Origin of the sequence: Mesobacillus campisalis, assembly GCF_000986785.1 — a bacterium.
Lineage (GTDB): Bacteria > Bacillota > Bacilli > Bacillales > Cytobacillaceae > Mesobacillus_B > Mesobacillus_B campisalis.
Map to the genome: position 1 here is coordinate 12111 of NZ_LAYY01000004.1, position 14005 is coordinate 26115.

General features: G+C 42.7%; 19 protein-coding genes. 16 read left to right on the forward strand and 3 right to left on the reverse strand.

Annotation, left to right across the window (positions count from 1 at the left end; translation table 11 throughout):
* The first annotated feature begins 3 nt into the window (after positions 1 to 3).
* From WQ57_RS04430 to WQ57_RS04460, 7 genes are all read left to right on the forward strand, one after another.
* The gene (locus WQ57_RS04430; RefSeq protein ID WP_046522533.1) at positions 4 to 528 is read left to right on the forward strand and encodes a CBO0543 family protein; all 525 of its coding nucleotides are present in this window, start codon (positions 4 to 6) and stop codon (positions 526 to 528) included.
* A gap of 173 nt (positions 529 to 701) precedes the next feature.
* Positions 702 to 1388, forward strand: coding sequence for a DUF421 domain-containing protein (locus WQ57_RS04435; RefSeq protein ID WP_046522534.1), 687 nt, complete (start codon positions 702 to 704; stop codon positions 1386 to 1388).
* Positions 1389 to 1577: 189 nt separating this feature from the next.
* Positions 1578 to 2288 carry a DUF421 domain-containing protein gene (locus WQ57_RS04440; RefSeq protein WP_046522729.1) on the forward strand — a complete coding sequence of 237 codons (711 nt, stop codon included), beginning with the start codon at positions 1578 to 1580 and terminating at the stop codon, positions 2286 to 2288.
* A 32-nt stretch (positions 2289 to 2320) separates the two neighbouring features.
* Positions 2321 to 2599 (forward strand): hypothetical protein, encoded by a 279-nt coding sequence (locus WQ57_RS04445; protein ID WP_046522535.1) that lies wholly within the window; start codon positions 2321 to 2323, stop codon positions 2597 to 2599.
* 141 nt (positions 2600 to 2740) lie between these two features.
* Complete coding sequence (locus tag WQ57_RS04450; protein ID WP_046522536.1) at positions 2741 to 3007, forward strand: spore germination protein; 267 nt, start codon at positions 2741 to 2743, stop codon at positions 3005 to 3007.
* Between the two features lie 19 nt (positions 3008 to 3026).
* Positions 3027 to 3269, forward strand: coding sequence for a spore germination protein (locus WQ57_RS04455; protein ID WP_046522537.1), 243 nt, complete (start codon positions 3027 to 3029; stop codon positions 3267 to 3269).
* A 12-nt stretch (positions 3270 to 3281) separates the two neighbouring features.
* The gene (locus tag WQ57_RS04460) at positions 3282 to 3584 is read left to right on the forward strand and encodes a hypothetical protein (RefSeq protein ID WP_420912375.1); all 303 of its coding nucleotides are present in this window, start codon (positions 3282 to 3284) and stop codon (positions 3582 to 3584) included.
* 186 nt (positions 3585 to 3770) lie between these two features.
* Here the strand turns inward: WQ57_RS04460 and WQ57_RS04465 are convergent, their stop codons facing one another.
* Together WQ57_RS04465 and WQ57_RS04470 are read right to left on the reverse strand one after the other, a co-directional pair.
* The gene (locus WQ57_RS04465) at positions 3771 to 3971 is read right to left on the reverse strand and encodes a hypothetical protein (RefSeq protein ID WP_046522538.1); all 201 of its coding nucleotides are present in this window, start codon (positions 3969 to 3971) and stop codon (positions 3771 to 3773) included.
* 159 nt (positions 3972 to 4130) lie between these two features.
* Positions 4131 to 4952, reverse strand: coding sequence for an STAS domain-containing protein (locus WQ57_RS04470; RefSeq protein WP_046522539.1), 822 nt, complete (start codon positions 4950 to 4952; stop codon positions 4131 to 4133).
* A gap of 164 nt (positions 4953 to 5116) precedes the next feature.
* On the opposite strand from WQ57_RS04470, the gene WQ57_RS04475 reads away from it, so the two are divergent.
* Together WQ57_RS04475 and WQ57_RS04480 are read left to right on the forward strand one after the other, a co-directional pair.
* Positions 5117 to 5467 (forward strand): DUF2200 domain-containing protein, encoded by a 351-nt coding sequence (locus WQ57_RS04475; protein WP_046522540.1) that lies wholly within the window; start codon positions 5117 to 5119, stop codon positions 5465 to 5467.
* A 108-nt stretch (positions 5468 to 5575) separates the two neighbouring features.
* Positions 5576 to 6013, forward strand: coding sequence for an SRPBCC family protein (locus WQ57_RS04480; protein WP_046522541.1), 438 nt, complete (start codon positions 5576 to 5578; stop codon positions 6011 to 6013).
* Between the two features lie 81 nt (positions 6014 to 6094).
* Here WQ57_RS04480 and WQ57_RS04485 read toward each other — a convergent pair whose 3' ends face one another.
* The gene (locus tag WQ57_RS04485; protein ID WP_046522542.1) at positions 6095 to 6505 is read right to left on the reverse strand and encodes a MerR family transcriptional regulator; all 411 of its coding nucleotides are present in this window, start codon (positions 6503 to 6505) and stop codon (positions 6095 to 6097) included.
* A gap of 294 nt (positions 6506 to 6799) precedes the next feature.
* On the opposite strand from WQ57_RS04485, the gene WQ57_RS04490 reads away from it, so the two are divergent.
* The 7 genes from WQ57_RS04490 to WQ57_RS04520 all read left to right on the forward strand — a co-directional run bounded on the left by WQ57_RS04490 (position 6800) and on the right by WQ57_RS04520 (position 13997).
* Entirely contained in the window at positions 6800 to 7840 is a 1041-nt protein-coding gene (locus tag WQ57_RS04490; RefSeq protein WP_046522543.1) for an NAD(P)-dependent alcohol dehydrogenase, read from the forward strand.
* Positions 7841 to 8027: 187 nt separating this feature from the next.
* Positions 8028 to 9224: an MFS transporter gene (locus tag WQ57_RS04495; RefSeq protein WP_046522544.1), complete on the forward strand. Its 1197-nt coding sequence runs from the start codon at positions 8028 to 8030 to the stop codon at positions 9222 to 9224.
* Between the two features lie 192 nt (positions 9225 to 9416).
* Complete coding sequence (locus WQ57_RS04500) at positions 9417 to 10325, forward strand: ABC transporter ATP-binding protein (RefSeq protein ID WP_046522545.1); 909 nt, start codon at positions 9417 to 9419, stop codon at positions 10323 to 10325.
* The gene (locus WQ57_RS04505) at positions 10322 to 11068 is read left to right on the forward strand and encodes an ABC transporter permease (protein WP_046522546.1); all 747 of its coding nucleotides are present in this window, start codon (positions 10322 to 10324) and stop codon (positions 11066 to 11068) included. The genes WQ57_RS04500 and WQ57_RS04505 overlap by 4 nt, the downstream gene beginning before the upstream one ends.
* Positions 11069 to 11083: 15 nt before the next feature.
* Positions 11084 to 11812 (forward strand): ABC transporter permease, encoded by a 729-nt coding sequence (locus WQ57_RS04510; protein WP_052948638.1) that lies wholly within the window; start codon positions 11084 to 11086, stop codon positions 11810 to 11812.
* A 32-nt stretch (positions 11813 to 11844) separates the two neighbouring features.
* Positions 11845 to 12570: a response regulator transcription factor gene (locus WQ57_RS04515; RefSeq protein ID WP_046522731.1), complete on the forward strand. Its 726-nt coding sequence runs from the start codon at positions 11845 to 11847 to the stop codon at positions 12568 to 12570.
* Complete coding sequence (locus WQ57_RS04520; protein WP_046522547.1) at positions 12567 to 13997, forward strand: HAMP domain-containing sensor histidine kinase; 1431 nt, start codon at positions 12567 to 12569, stop codon at positions 13995 to 13997. Before WQ57_RS04515 ends, WQ57_RS04520 begins: the two co-directional genes overlap by 4 nt.
* The last annotated feature ends 8 nt before the right edge of the window (positions 13998 to 14005 follow it).

Sequence of the window (14005 nt, forward strand, 5' to 3'; positions counted from 1 at the left end):
ATTATGCACATAGTATTTAATGCATTATTCCTTTTGGCGGCTATTAAATGGGGAGATTGGAAAAGATGGAAGGTTTATTATCCAACCATCTTGTTCCTGATTAGCATTGATTCGATTAAAAACTTCCTGCTCTATAATCATATGATGTGGACTTACCAGGAAGTATTCTTTGGAAAAGCTCTGCTGCAAAATCATACGGTTATCAACCTTATGATCATGGTGGTTGTATACCCGGCGACAATTTTGATTTATCTTGGCCGTTTTCCAAAAGAAACGTGGAAACAAATACGCTGGATATCCATTTGGATTTCAGTTTACTGGATTGTTGAGTATATTAATTTAAAGTATTTAGACCTCATCAATCATCATAATGGCTGGAACATGTGGTGGTCTTTATTGTTCCTCTCTGTCATGTTTCCGATGCTTAGGCTTCACCATAAAAATCCTCTCCTGGCATGGGTATTATCCGTCCTATTTACTGTATTTTTGTGGAATGCGTTCAATGTTCCAATTGAAATATTAAAATGACATGTAATAGATTAGCTGGTATGTTTTGGTAAATTATTTCCTTTTTGGTCAATGCGGTATAGATTGCTGGCAGACCCTTTTTTTGTTTTGCTCTCATTCCTGGTTCCAATTTAATGTGTAATTTAATGAGAAAAGAAAATACTACCAATAAATAAAAATTGGGAGTGCATGGCATGATTGTCCTGAAGATTTTGCTGATTTACCTTGTGACCATTGCAACGATGAGGGTTATGGGCAAATCCTCGATTGTACAGATGACACCATATGACCTTGTGGCAATTATTATTGTTGGGACAGTCGCTTCCGAGCCGCTCATTAGTACAGAAGTTTGGCCGAGCCTTATTGCGCTGGCTGCCATTGCGGGACTTCATATTGCTTTTTCCTATTTGACCCTCAATCAAATCGGCAACCGTTTTTTTCTAGGAGAGCCAACTATTTTGATCAAAGACGGTGAAATCCTTGAGGATTCCCTTGAGAAATCCCATCTTTCCGTGTCCCAGATGCTGTCCATACTGCGAAGCAAAGGGTTCCCAAAAGTCTCGGATGTCGAATATGCAGTACTTGAACCGATAGGGGAGATTAGCATCATTCCTAAGCCTGCCAACTCCCCCGTAACGATTGAACACTTGAATCTTGAATATACGGACGAGGGGATGCCAATTAGTGTGGTAATCGATGGCCGAATACAGAAGCATAACCTTAGGTTGCTAAATTTATCTGAAGAATGGCTTTTGCAGAAGCTTGTGGATCGCAACCTAAGTCCAAAGGATATCATTTATGCCTATGTAACGGATAAAACAAAAATGCTCATTATAAATTTACGGCTGCAAGCAAAACAGAAACCTGACGAAGATAAATAAAAGGTAGCATATTGATTAGTTTGGAGGCTAGATAAGTGGTCTCCTTTGATAGTGATTTAGATAACGACAAATAGAATCTTACTAAAAGGGGGGGACAGGATGAACCGCCCTTTCTTTGTTCTGTTTTTTTACAATAGAATGATTATAATCCATATTTTAGAAACCATAATACGAGGTGATACTATGACAATTTTGGAAGTCAGTGAAATTATGCTCCGGTCATTCGCTGCATTTACCATTTTATTTATTGGGGCACGGATACTAGGGAAGCAGACCATCTCGCAAATGACCATATTTGATTTTATTGCGGCCATCACCTTGGGCGGAATAACCGCCAACTTGGCATCAAATACTAAAATAGCGGTTCATCACCCAGTGATTTCTTTCTCGACCTTCGTTTTGATTATATTTACTATGGCCATTATTTCCTTGCGAAATAAAAGGGGACGAAAATTATTTGCGGGTGACCCTACTGTTGTTATTGAAAATGGGAAAATACTCGAATCCAATATGAAGAAAATGCGTTATACCCTGGATTATTTAAACCAGCAATTAAGGCAAAAGGATGTGTTTGATATTGGGACAATCCAATTTGCCTTGGTTGAAACGAATGGAAATCTTAGTGTGTTAAAGAAACCGGAATATAGGACCCCAATTAATAAAGACTTTTCTATTCATTTAAACTCGCAAGAAAGACTCCCGATTGAATTAATTATGGATGGAACCATTATCAATAAGAATTTAGCGGATAATAACCTTTCACATCGATGGTTATACTCTGAATTAAATAAGCGCAAGGTTCAACCAAAGGACGTTGTCTATGCTGTCCTGGCTCCCAATAATAAAGTGTACCTGGACATCTACAGGGATCAAATTGATTCCCCGGTTGACCGGGAATAAAAAACTAAACAGAAAAAGGAAGTGCACACCCAATGGAGCTATTTCCGGTAATCCATACAAATTTTTGGGATGCCATTATTGCAGTGCCAGTGGTAATGGTGATTACCCAAGCAATAAAAGCAGGTTTGAAAATACCAAAGAAGTTTGTACCTCTAGTGGCTTTGTTTCTGGGCCTGTGCATTTCAATTTTTATCAGCCATCGGCATCACCTTGTTGCTGGTTTTTTTATGGGCTGGTTCTATGGATACGGAGCTATAGGAAATTATGCCGCGCTGAAAACATCCATTAAAGCCTATAGAGGTGGAAAATAGTCAGCCTCTTGGAGTTGAGTACGGTAATTATTTATAGGATTGAATGACAAATGTGGATGGTCAATAGGGGAGGCAGATAGGCACATGCAGGCACCGTTTTACATATAGTATGAAAAATAGTGTATAGAAAGGTGTACGAATATGACTTCTTGTGTGGTTAATGTATATTACTTGAAGATAAATAGCATTTCCGGGAATGGTTCAATCACGATTGGGGAAGCTGCTCATAATAGTCATACGGCAAACAGCAAATCACAGGGGACCAATTCGTCATTTGGAGATTATTCACCATCGGATGCATTGATGGAAAACTTGTTGAATGATCCTGATTTAAATGATCAGTCCGATTTAGGAAACGTAGATTCTACCAACATTAATAAGGAAGGTCACCCAGTAGTGCCATTATAGAAGCAAAAGGAGTATTTTTATGCCATACCAAATTAACATTTTTAATTTAAAGGTAAATGGGGCCAATCAGAACGGCAATATTGACATAGGACCAACCGTACACAACAGTCATACGGCAAACAGCAAGTTTATTGGCGCGAACTTTTCCATGGGTGATTTTTCACCGCCCTCAGCTGTGCAAAACTCCGGGAACTTGGATACTGATGTTAGTGACCAGGGTCAGATTGGCAACCCTTCTATGCCTGTCGCCAATCAAATTTAAGGGAGAGCCAGCATGGACAAAGAAAAAATCAGGGAATGGCTGGAAATTACCAATCAAGGCGGCAAGAATGATTTCTGGACTCAGGTTTTAAAGAGTAAACATCCAGAAGCATTTATTGATCGAACGGAAAATTGGCCAGCCATTAATGTCTACCAGGATGGCCAATATAATTATATAATAGTTGAAATACCGGGAGTACGGGCGGAGAATCTTTATCTTAAATTGCTGTCAAAAATAACAATTGCGAATCTCCGGAAAAAGACCCCCATACCTTCCGGAAGAAATGGAATTGAAAAGAGAAAGTCATTACGGTGACTTTGAACGCATCATCGAACTGCCGGAAGAAACATCTCCCCATTTAATCACCATTTACACGCACTTGGGCTTATTGTATATCTCTTATCCACGCTCCGAAGCGTCGGTCGTCACCATACCTGGTTATTGAAACGGGTAATAGGACCTTAAGGGCTGGACAAAAAAATCTGCTGAATTTAAGCAGGTTTAAGTCATTGGTCCTCCTCCATCTCCTCCTGATCCAGGTGGGATCATAAAGACATCTTTCTTAGCTCTTTCGCTTTCCGACATCGCATGCTCCATGGTATCATTTCCTTCGGCGGGAAGGCCCATTGTCTTTTTGCGGTCCAGATAGAGAACGAAGGGGATAAGAATGAATAATGGGGCCAGAATTACGAGCCAAATCATAAAAACGCCTCCTTTGAGTAGTTCAAATCCATATTTGCGTTGGTGCTCCTGCTAATTCAAATGCTAAAACATGGTTAAATCTTACTATTTTATGAGTGTATTTCCTTTTAATGTAATTATAAAGCAAAAAAAGACCGAAAAGTCGGTCTTTTTCTTGATTTAAAGGTATTTTTTTAAAGTATCCTGAAGTGTGCCTTTTGTTTCAGCATCTTTTTCGAAACGGATTCCAGAGTGCACCATTTTTCTAACCAGTTCCGGACGAAGGCCGGTAATGATGGTTTTACAACCCATCATGGAAACCCCTGCAAGAATCTTTTCAAAGTAATCGATCACATCGGTTTCCATTGTAGCAACGCCTGACAGGTCGATCACCAGAGTCTGGATTCTTATTTTAGCAATTTCGTTCAATACTTTTTCTTCAATGATTTTTATTCTGTACGAGTCGATTGCGCCGATAAGAGGCAAAACAGAAACCGTTTCTCTTACTGGAATAATGGGAACCGATAAATGTTCAACCATTTCCCTTTGTCTAAGCAGCATTTCGTCTTTAAATTTTGAATAGCTGAGAAAAAAGCTGTTAAGAAATTGGTCAATCTGGCTATTAATTCTTTCCTCTAAATCATATAACTCTGAACGGCTGTGCGTGAGGTCTTTTTCCTCGTCAAGGCTGCTGATGATTCTCCACAGCGTTCTTCTGATTGCCTGGACCCATTCCAATTTTAAGGAAAGTGTTAATGAGTGCCCGGCCCATGCAATTCCTTCCTGTTCAGCAAAAGCGACTAACTCTTCATTTTTGCGGTCCACAATATAGTATATTAACTTTCGGGCATTTTGTAATAAATCAATGTTCCCCATCTCTAAAATATGTTTAATTTTGCCGGAAACATTAACAGCTTCAGACAGCAAACTATTTTCAAATTGGACCGAATTGTCTTTGATGTATAGTTTTAGCTCTTCCGCTAAGATATCATTTGTATTCATTTTTACTCCCCCTGTTAATACTCCGATAAGTAAAACAATGTCTTAATTATACCCGTTGATGGCAAATTAAAACCTTTTTTAAACAAATAATTGATGGATGCATCGTTTGAACGCATTCAGTTTCCGCTTTATAATAAAGAAAATTATATAAGGAAGGATTAACCATGTCTAAACATAGAATTTATACAATGAGTTTCGCAAGCGTCTATCCCCATTATGTTGCGAAGGCGGAAAAAAAGGGGCGTACGAAAGCAGAAGTCGATGAAATCATCACCTGGCTTACTGGATATAGCCAGGAAGAGTTAGCAGAGCAGCTGGAAAAAAAGACAAACTTTGAAAGCTTCTTTGCGGAAGCTCCCCAACTGAATCCTTCAAGGGCTTTGATCAAAGGTGTGATCTGCGGCGTCCGAGTGGAGGACATTGAAGAACCTACCATGAAGGAAATCCGCTATCTGGACAAATTGATCGACGAGTTGGCAAAAGGGAAAGCGATGGGAAAGATTTTGAGGAGCTAGTAGTTAACAATAAAGAAACACCAGGACAATTAAAATGATATGTATGAGATAGTAATACCTGAAGAAATTTGCAGCTCCATTACTATCATTATTCAGGGAGGCAGAATCATGACCAACAAACTGATTGTAAAAGAAGAAGTTCTTATCGAGGCAGCTCCTTCGAAAGTATGGGAGGTTCTCATTAAACCGGAGTATATAGCGCAGTGGGATGCCCTTCCCGAAGATTATCCGAGTGATAACATGACAAAAGGAAGCAAGGTGGTTTGGGATAATCCAAGTGGCGGCCAGACAGTCACAACCATCATAAAAGCAGAGGAACTGAAGGAATTAAAGATAGCCTTATATTTGTCGAATTGGGAAGTACAGCCCGAGGAAGGGGATGTAGCCTATCTCTATCAGTTAGAAGACCTGAATGGCCGCACCTTATTAAAAATGGAGATTGGTGATTTCTCCCTTCTGAAAGATGGTCAAAAATATTATGATGCCTCGATAGAATTTGCATTGGAAGCTAAAGAAGTAATTAAAGAATTGGCAGAAAAGCAATAAGTATATTTTACATATAAGGAATCACGAAAACATGAAAGCCACCCGTATTCATCTGCACAGTGAAGAATACGGGTGGCTTTGTTAACTCATGATCTCTATTTTATCGTCCTTATGAATATCTTCCGTCCCGGCTTCTAAAGCGGTTTTGTAATACTGGCATTTATGCTCGATCAGTTCCATGGTCTTCTTAAGTTCTTCCATCTGCGCTTCTACTGTAGCTTTTCGTTCCAGGAACATGTCATATCTTTGCTGGAGCGTGGAATCCCCCTCAGAACACCAATCTATGAAATGTTTAATTTCTTTAATGGGCATTCCCGTGGATTTCAGACATTCAATAATTTTTAGGGCGCCAATATCGGCTGCCTTGAACAATCTTGTTCCGTTGGGTGTCCGTTCCACAAATGGCAATAGACCTTCTTTGTCATAGTAACGCAAAGTATAGGCTGTAAGGTTCAATTCTTTTGCCGCTTCGCTGATTGAATATGTCTTCATCCGTTTTCTCCTCTTCTAAGTAAAAGATAGAGTTTTAGTCGACTCCATGAATGGAGTGGATTTTATCATGGTATTTGATGAATGTCAAAGTTGCTCCAACGGAAAATTCCGCCTTGCTTAAAGCTGATGGCCACCTTTTTTGCTTGGGCAAGATTAGTAGAATAACTTGTGAAATTCCATAAAAAACAGCGAATTGCTTGACCTCGAGTTAACTCTAAGGTTTACCATAGTTTTTGCAAGAGCGGGAAATGAAAAAGCAAGGGAATTTATTCCCATGAAATTGGAGGTTTTTTTATGGTAATTGCTAAAGCACGGGCTGTCGACGGTCCGGACAAACGTTTTCGAGCGGCTGAAATTAAACGGCGTGATCTTGATTTGCATGATGTACTCATTGAAATTAAATATGCAGGGATTTGCCACTCCGACATCCATACTGCTCACGGCGAATGGGGACCGGTGAATTATCCGCTTGTCCCAGGCCATGAGATTGCGGGTATTGTTACCGATATAGGAGCAGAGGTAACAAAATACAAGGTCGGCGACCGGGTAGGGGTCGGATGCATGGTGGACTCCTGCGGTGAATGTGAGAACTGCCGTAAGGGAGAAGAGCAATACTGCCTCAAAGGAAATATCCAAACCTACGCTGGCGTGGACAAATACGGTGAGCCAACTCAAGGTGGATATTCCACCCACATTGTCGTCCAGGAAGATTTTGTTCTCAGGATTCCTGATGGGATCGAGCTTGCCGATGCAGCCCCATTGCTTTGTGCGGGTATCACCACCTTTTCGCCGCTAAATCATTGGAATGCGGGCCCAGGCAAGAAAGTCGCTGTTGTCGGAATGGGCGGGCTTGGCCATATGGCTGTCCAAATTGCCCATGCCATGGGAGCCGAGGTAACGGTTCTGTCGCAAACCCTGAAGAAAAAGGAAGATGGCTTGGAACTTGGGGCCGATTACTACTATGCGACTAGCAATCCTGGAACATTCGGGAAACTTGCCGGAACTTTTGATTTAATCATTAATACTGTTAGTGCGAAGATTAACATGGATGCTTATCTCGGTCTGCTCACTCTTGATGGTACGCTGGTAAACGTCGGAGCTCCTGCAGAGCCATTGTCACTAAACGTGTTCAATCTTATCGGCCATCGCCGCTCCTTTGCCGGTTCCATGATTGGAGGCATCCGCGAGACTCAGGAAATGCTCGATTTCTGTGCAAAACATAGCATCGTTCCAAAAATTGAAGTGATATCGGCCGATCAGATTGACGAAGCCTATGATCGGGTTTTAGCATCAGATGTGAAATACCGGTTTGTGATAGATATAGGAACAATGTAAGGTGGTAAGTTCGGAAAAGCAAGGTGTCCCAGGTTTTGGGGACACCTTTTTTAATTATCAACTTCAAATACATTGATTTAACTATTTTTATAGGATATCTTAAAACAGGATTATTTATATGTACTTCAAACCATGTGTCTAAACCTTATGCTGAAGGAATAACTAGAAAAAGTAAGAAGGGTTCAATATGGCAACATTGCTATTAATCATTATTTATTTGGCTTTTATCAGCCTGGGGCTGCCTGATTCATTGCTTGGTGCCGCTTGGCCTGTGATGCAAAGCGACCTGGGTGCGCCGCTGGAAATGGCAGGATTCCTGTTTATGACGATTGCGGGTGGTACGATTCTTTCAAGTTTGGTTAGCGGGAAGGCCCTCAAGCGGTTCGGGACCGGGAAGGTAACCTTTTTCAGCACGTTAATGACGGCAGGGGCTATACTGGGGTTTTCTTTTGCGCCTTCTGTTATGTGGCTGTTTCTATTCGCCATCCCTCTTGGATTGGGGGCTGGAGCCATTGATGCGGGATTGAACGATTATGTAGCGGCACATTACAAAGCCCATCATATGAGTTGGCTCCATAGCTTCTGGGGAGTGGGAGCTACTCTAGGGCCGGTAATTATGGCCCAGTATATTGCGGGGCAAAATTCCTGGAGCAGCGGGTATTTTGTCATTGCCGGAATTCAATTTGTGCTCGCGGTTATCCTTTTGTTCACATTGCCTTTGTGGGGCAAAGTGAAAAGCAGCCAAAATGTTAGCCAGGATAAGCAGGGCAGGAAGGAAAGCTTGGGTCACGAGGAACAAGAAAAGAAAAAACCGCTGCAAATAAAAGGAGTCAAACTGGCTTTGGCATCCTTCCTGTTTTATTGCGGCGTTGAAGCTACCATGGGCCTTTGGGGGAGCAGCTATTTGGTGAATATCAAGGGACTGACGGCGGCAGATGCGGCACAATGGGTGTCCCTCTATTACGGCGGGATTACCATTGGCCGGTTCGTTACCGGCTTTATTACTTTTAAGGTGAATAACGTCACCCTTATACGGGCGGGACAGATTATAGCCCTTTGCGGCACCATCCTCCTGTTGCTGCCATTGCCATCCATTTTCGCGCTCGCAGGCTTTATGCTAGTTGGGTTTGGGCTGGCCCCGATTTTTCCATGCATGCTGCACGAAACGCCGGCCCGCTTTGGGAAAAAGCACTCTCAGACGATTATGGGCTATCAGATGGCGGTTGCCTATACAGGCAGTACCTTCTTGCCTCCTCTAATTGGGTTCATTGCCTCCCAGTCAACAATACAAACCTTGCCATTATGCATGGTTGTCTTCGTCGCTGCCATGTATCTGAGCACTGAAAAATTGAATCAGAGGGATGGTTCTCCCGCCTCACTTTAACATTGCATTGGCAAGAAAAGCCTATCGAATCATTCATTGATTGTCTGAGGGAAGATTAAGTTTTATAGATTTTTTATGGAATCTCCAAACATGGGGATTCCATTTTTTTAAGGTTCATTTAAGGTACGGCCAATTAAGCGTTAAGGTTGGGGCGGTATCATGGAGGTATGACAAAGGAGATGGAGGAAAAAGATGTCTGCCTATATTATTGATACAAAACAATTGACGAAGAGGTTTGGAAAGTTTGTCGCCGTTGAGGGAGTCAACTTACATGTCCCGCAGGGCGGGATTTATGGGTTTCTTGGCCCGAATGGAGCCGGAAAATCGACGACCATCCGCATCCTGCTTGGCCTGATAGGAGCTACAAAAGGGGAGGTTCATATATTCGGGAAGTCCATCAAGGAAGAGCGGCTTGCGATTTTGCAGAGGATTGGCTCGATGGTGGAAACTCCTTCTTACTATGGGCATTTAACGGCTTTTGAAAACTTGGAGATTACCAGAAGAATCCTTAACGTCGACAAAAAAGAAATTGCACGAGTACTCGAAGTCGTGAAACTAACGGACGTACAGAAAAAAGCAGTAAAGAAGTTCTCCCTTGGGATGAAACAGCGGCTTGGAATCGCCCAGGCTCTTTTGGGTAGCCCGGACCTCCTGATCCTCGATGAACCAACCAATGGCCTGGATCCTTCCGGCATTATCGAAATTCGCGAGTTGATCAAAAGCTTGCCGAAGAATTACGGCATCACGGTGTTGCTGTCCTCTCATATTTTAAGTGAAATAGAATTAATGGCGACCCATGTCGGAATCATCCATAGCGGAAAATTGCTGTTTCAGGGATCGATGGCTGATCTACAGGATAGGCAAAACGCGGTTATCGAGATGGTCGCTGAACCGAGAAAGGACGTTGAAACCTATTTAACCGAAGTTGGGGTTCCCTTCAAAGGGGATGAAAGCTATCTTTATGTAGATTCAGGCGTCCAACCGGCGAAATTAAACCGTGAGCTGATCCTGAACGGCTACGATGTCCACCGGCTGGTGATGAAACAAGATTCCCTTGAAGAAATCTTTCTTTCCGTTACGGGACAGGAGGGCAGAGGATGAAGCTGCATACCTTGATATTCCTGGAATGCTACAAGCAGAAAAAAGGATTGATCTGGCTGTTTTTGCTCGCCATTCCTGCCGGGACGACGATGGCCATGTTCCTGGATTTCCAAATCCGTTATGATTACCTTCTCGATACGGCAGGCCTTGGCCAAACATCTTGGGACTTATTGCTGATGGAAAACCATCGGGTGCTTGGATGGGGAATGTTTTTGCCCATGTTTGTTGGCATTATTTACGCCATCCTTTACCAGGTGGAGGAATCACACAACAGTTGGAAACAGCTTTTAAGCTTACCCGTCCGGCGGGAAGAATTTTATCTTTCCAAATTTGTGGCAGGCTGGTTTTTTAGCGTCCTGCTGATTGTCCTGAATGTCTTGGGCCTGATGCTGGTTGGTTTTATAATGGACTTTCCGGAGGCTATGGAATGGAAAAGTTATGGCATCTATGCGGGAAAACAAATTGTGATGATTTTAGCCGTCGCAGGTTTTCATAATTGGCTGAGCTTTTCTTTTAAGAACTCCGTTATTGGAATTGTCATCGGATTTGCAGGAGTAATCTTATCTTCCATCGTTATTTTTATGTTTCCTGAATGGGTAAAAATCTACCCATATGCCTACACGTTTTATACAGATGGGTATGATGGAGGGAACCTGGCGGAGATGTTCTTTTATAATGGTGTCCTGCTGGTCGTTTTCTTTGGATTGGGTTTGTGGCAATTTAAACGAAGAGATGTGCTGTAGGGAGGGGAAATCACGATGAAGACAATGATATTTTTAGAATTCTATAAATTAAGGTGCACGCGGATCGTGTTGACGACAACAGTACTAACGCTGTTTGCCCTTTTGCAGGGCTGGCAATTTGCCAAACTGGACCGGGCAAGAGAAGCTGAGGATATCTTTCGCGCCTTTTTGTATCAGGGAAGCATGTCCGTGTACAGCTGGCTGATTTTCCCGCTGATTATTACGGTTGTGCTCGCGATGATGGCCAGGTTGGAGCACAGCCAGAACGGCTGGAAGCAGCTATTGGCTTTGCCGGTGTCAAGGGGTGTGGTTTATGGAGCGAAATTGCTCGTGGGGATGACAGTCATCTCCTACAGCCTTATTCTCCTTTATGCCGGGTTGATTGTCGCTGCCCATTTCCTGGGCGTGGACAATATTCCTTACCTATGGATGATGAAGCGATTGCTTGTTTTATTTCTTGCTTCCCTTGCCATCATCGGTATCCTCTTTTATTTGAGCTTCCAGTTTGCCCATGTTGCTGTCCCAATGGCCGTTGGGGCTGGGCTGGCCTTTCCTTCCATGCTAGTGGCGAATTCGGAGAAGTATTGGATTTTTTACCCGTGGGATTATCCAATTGTCGCCTCAATGAATTATGTGTTTGATATGGGCGGGAATAATCTTCACATGCTAGGTGTTTCCGTCCTTATCTTTTGTACGTTTGTTTTCATAGGATTTTCCAGTTTCTGCAGAAAAGATATACTATAAGAGTAGCAGAAGAAAAGAGGGAATCCTAAATGATGCCATTAACAGGACTTGCTAATAACCGAGTATTGCTTGTAGATGATGAAGTGGAGATTTTGGATTTGCTTGAAACGGTGCTGAGGAAGGAAGGGTTTCAGCAAATCGAAAAGGCCGTAACCGGGCAGGAGGCCATTGCTCTATCCAGGAAACAAAAACATGATGTGATTGTCCTTGATATTATGCTGCCGGATATGGATGGATATCAAGTCTGCCAGGAAATCCGAAAGGGCACGTTTGCGCCGATCATTTTTCTGTCGGCCAAATCGGATGAGATTGATAAACTTCTAGGCCTTGGTATCGGCGGAGATGACTATGTGACGAAGCCTTTCAGCCCGCAGGAAGTATTATACAGGATCAAGGCCCAATTACGCAGATCCGTGTATATGTCGGAGAGCAAAACAGAACACCAAAAAATTATATTTGGTGACATCACTATCCTTCCCGATAAGGGAGAGGTACTTAAAGGGGAGGAGCCGGTGACGCTGACGGCCAAGGAACTTCAATTGCTTGTCTATCTAGCCAGCCATCCCAACAAGATTTTCAGCAAAAGCCGAATTTGTGAAGCGGTTTGGGGCGAGGATTATATCGGCTTTGACAATACCATCATGGTCCATATCCGCAGGCTGCGTGAAAAAATAGAGGAAGAACCGGGCAATCCAAAGTGGATCAAAACAGTCAAAGGGCTGGGATATAAGCTTGAGGTCCGGGGCTCTGCCACATGAAGTGGAAAATCACCGCGCAATTCCTTCTCTTTATGAGCTTAAGCTTATTGATTTCGTTCTTCCTTTTTCTCGTTTTGAATTTTGTTTTTTTATATAGCAATCTGGCTCAGCAGGACCGGATATTCCCTTATCAAAATCCAGCTTCCTTTACATTGGGATTTGCAGGGGAAATCGATTTTGACAATGGGGAGATTTCGATTCCTGCCAAGGATCTGCAGGAACTTCAAAGAGCGGATATTTGGATCCAGGTTTTAGACGAAAAAGGCTCCGAAGTATACAGCAGGTTCAAGCCGGAAAACGTTCCTGATGCGTATACTCCCGCTCAATTGATTCATTATTATAAATACACGGGTGCACTTGAACAATCTACGATCTTTGTTGGAATGCTGGATAAAGGAGGCCGTCAATTAAGCTATATTATGGGCTTTCCAGAAAAAGTGATTGGAAAAACGATTTTTCACTTCCGGACGGAAACGCTTATCCGCGACGGCCTGCTTGTGATTGGAATCGTGATCATGTCGGTTACCCTTATTGCTTTATTGATTGGCTATTTTTTCAGCAAACGCTTGTCAAAGCCTCTTGTCCAGATCATTGAAGGCATTCAAAGCTTGTCCAGGGGGCATTTTCAACATGTCTTTAAGCCGAAGGGGATCTATAAAAATGTATTCCAGAACCTGAATCAACTGTCATCGGCTCTTCAGGCCAGCGAAATTCAACGGATGAAAATGGAAAAGACCAGGGAGGAGTGGGTTGCCAATATTTCACATGATATAAAAACCCCGCTTGCCTCCATAAAAGGGTATGCCGAACTACTTCAGGAATACGAGCTGGAACAGGCCGAAAAGGAGAGATATCTGGATATTATCCAGGATAAGTCTGATTATATTGAAAGGCTTATAGAAGATCTTAACCTAACTTACCGATTAAAGAGCACATCTTTCCCGCTGAAAATGAAACAGGCGGATTTGGTCGAAGTTGTAAGGGAAGCCGTGATTCATGTGTTGAACCATCCATCATTTGAGGACGTCCCTTTACAATTTTCTTCAACGCTGGAAAGATATCCTTATTGGTGTGACGTCGACTTGCTGCAGCGTGCGGTTATGAATTTGATTTTCAATGCTATTGTCCATAATCCGCTCGGTACTACTATTTCAGTGGAGATACAAAGAGCAGGAAATTTCGTCTCCATTCTCATAGAGGACAATGGGAAAGGCATTGCCCCGGATGACATAGCGAAACTATTCACCCGCTACTATCGCGGAACCAATACAGGGAAAACCCATAAAGGAAGCGGTTTGGGACTTGCAATCGCGAAACAGGTCACAGAAGCACACGGCGGAAACATAACCGTTGAAAGTGAAATCGGTCAAGGCACAAGGATTTCATTATCTTTACCTTTAAAGGGTTGTGTGAGGACGAAGGAATAGGAATTGAA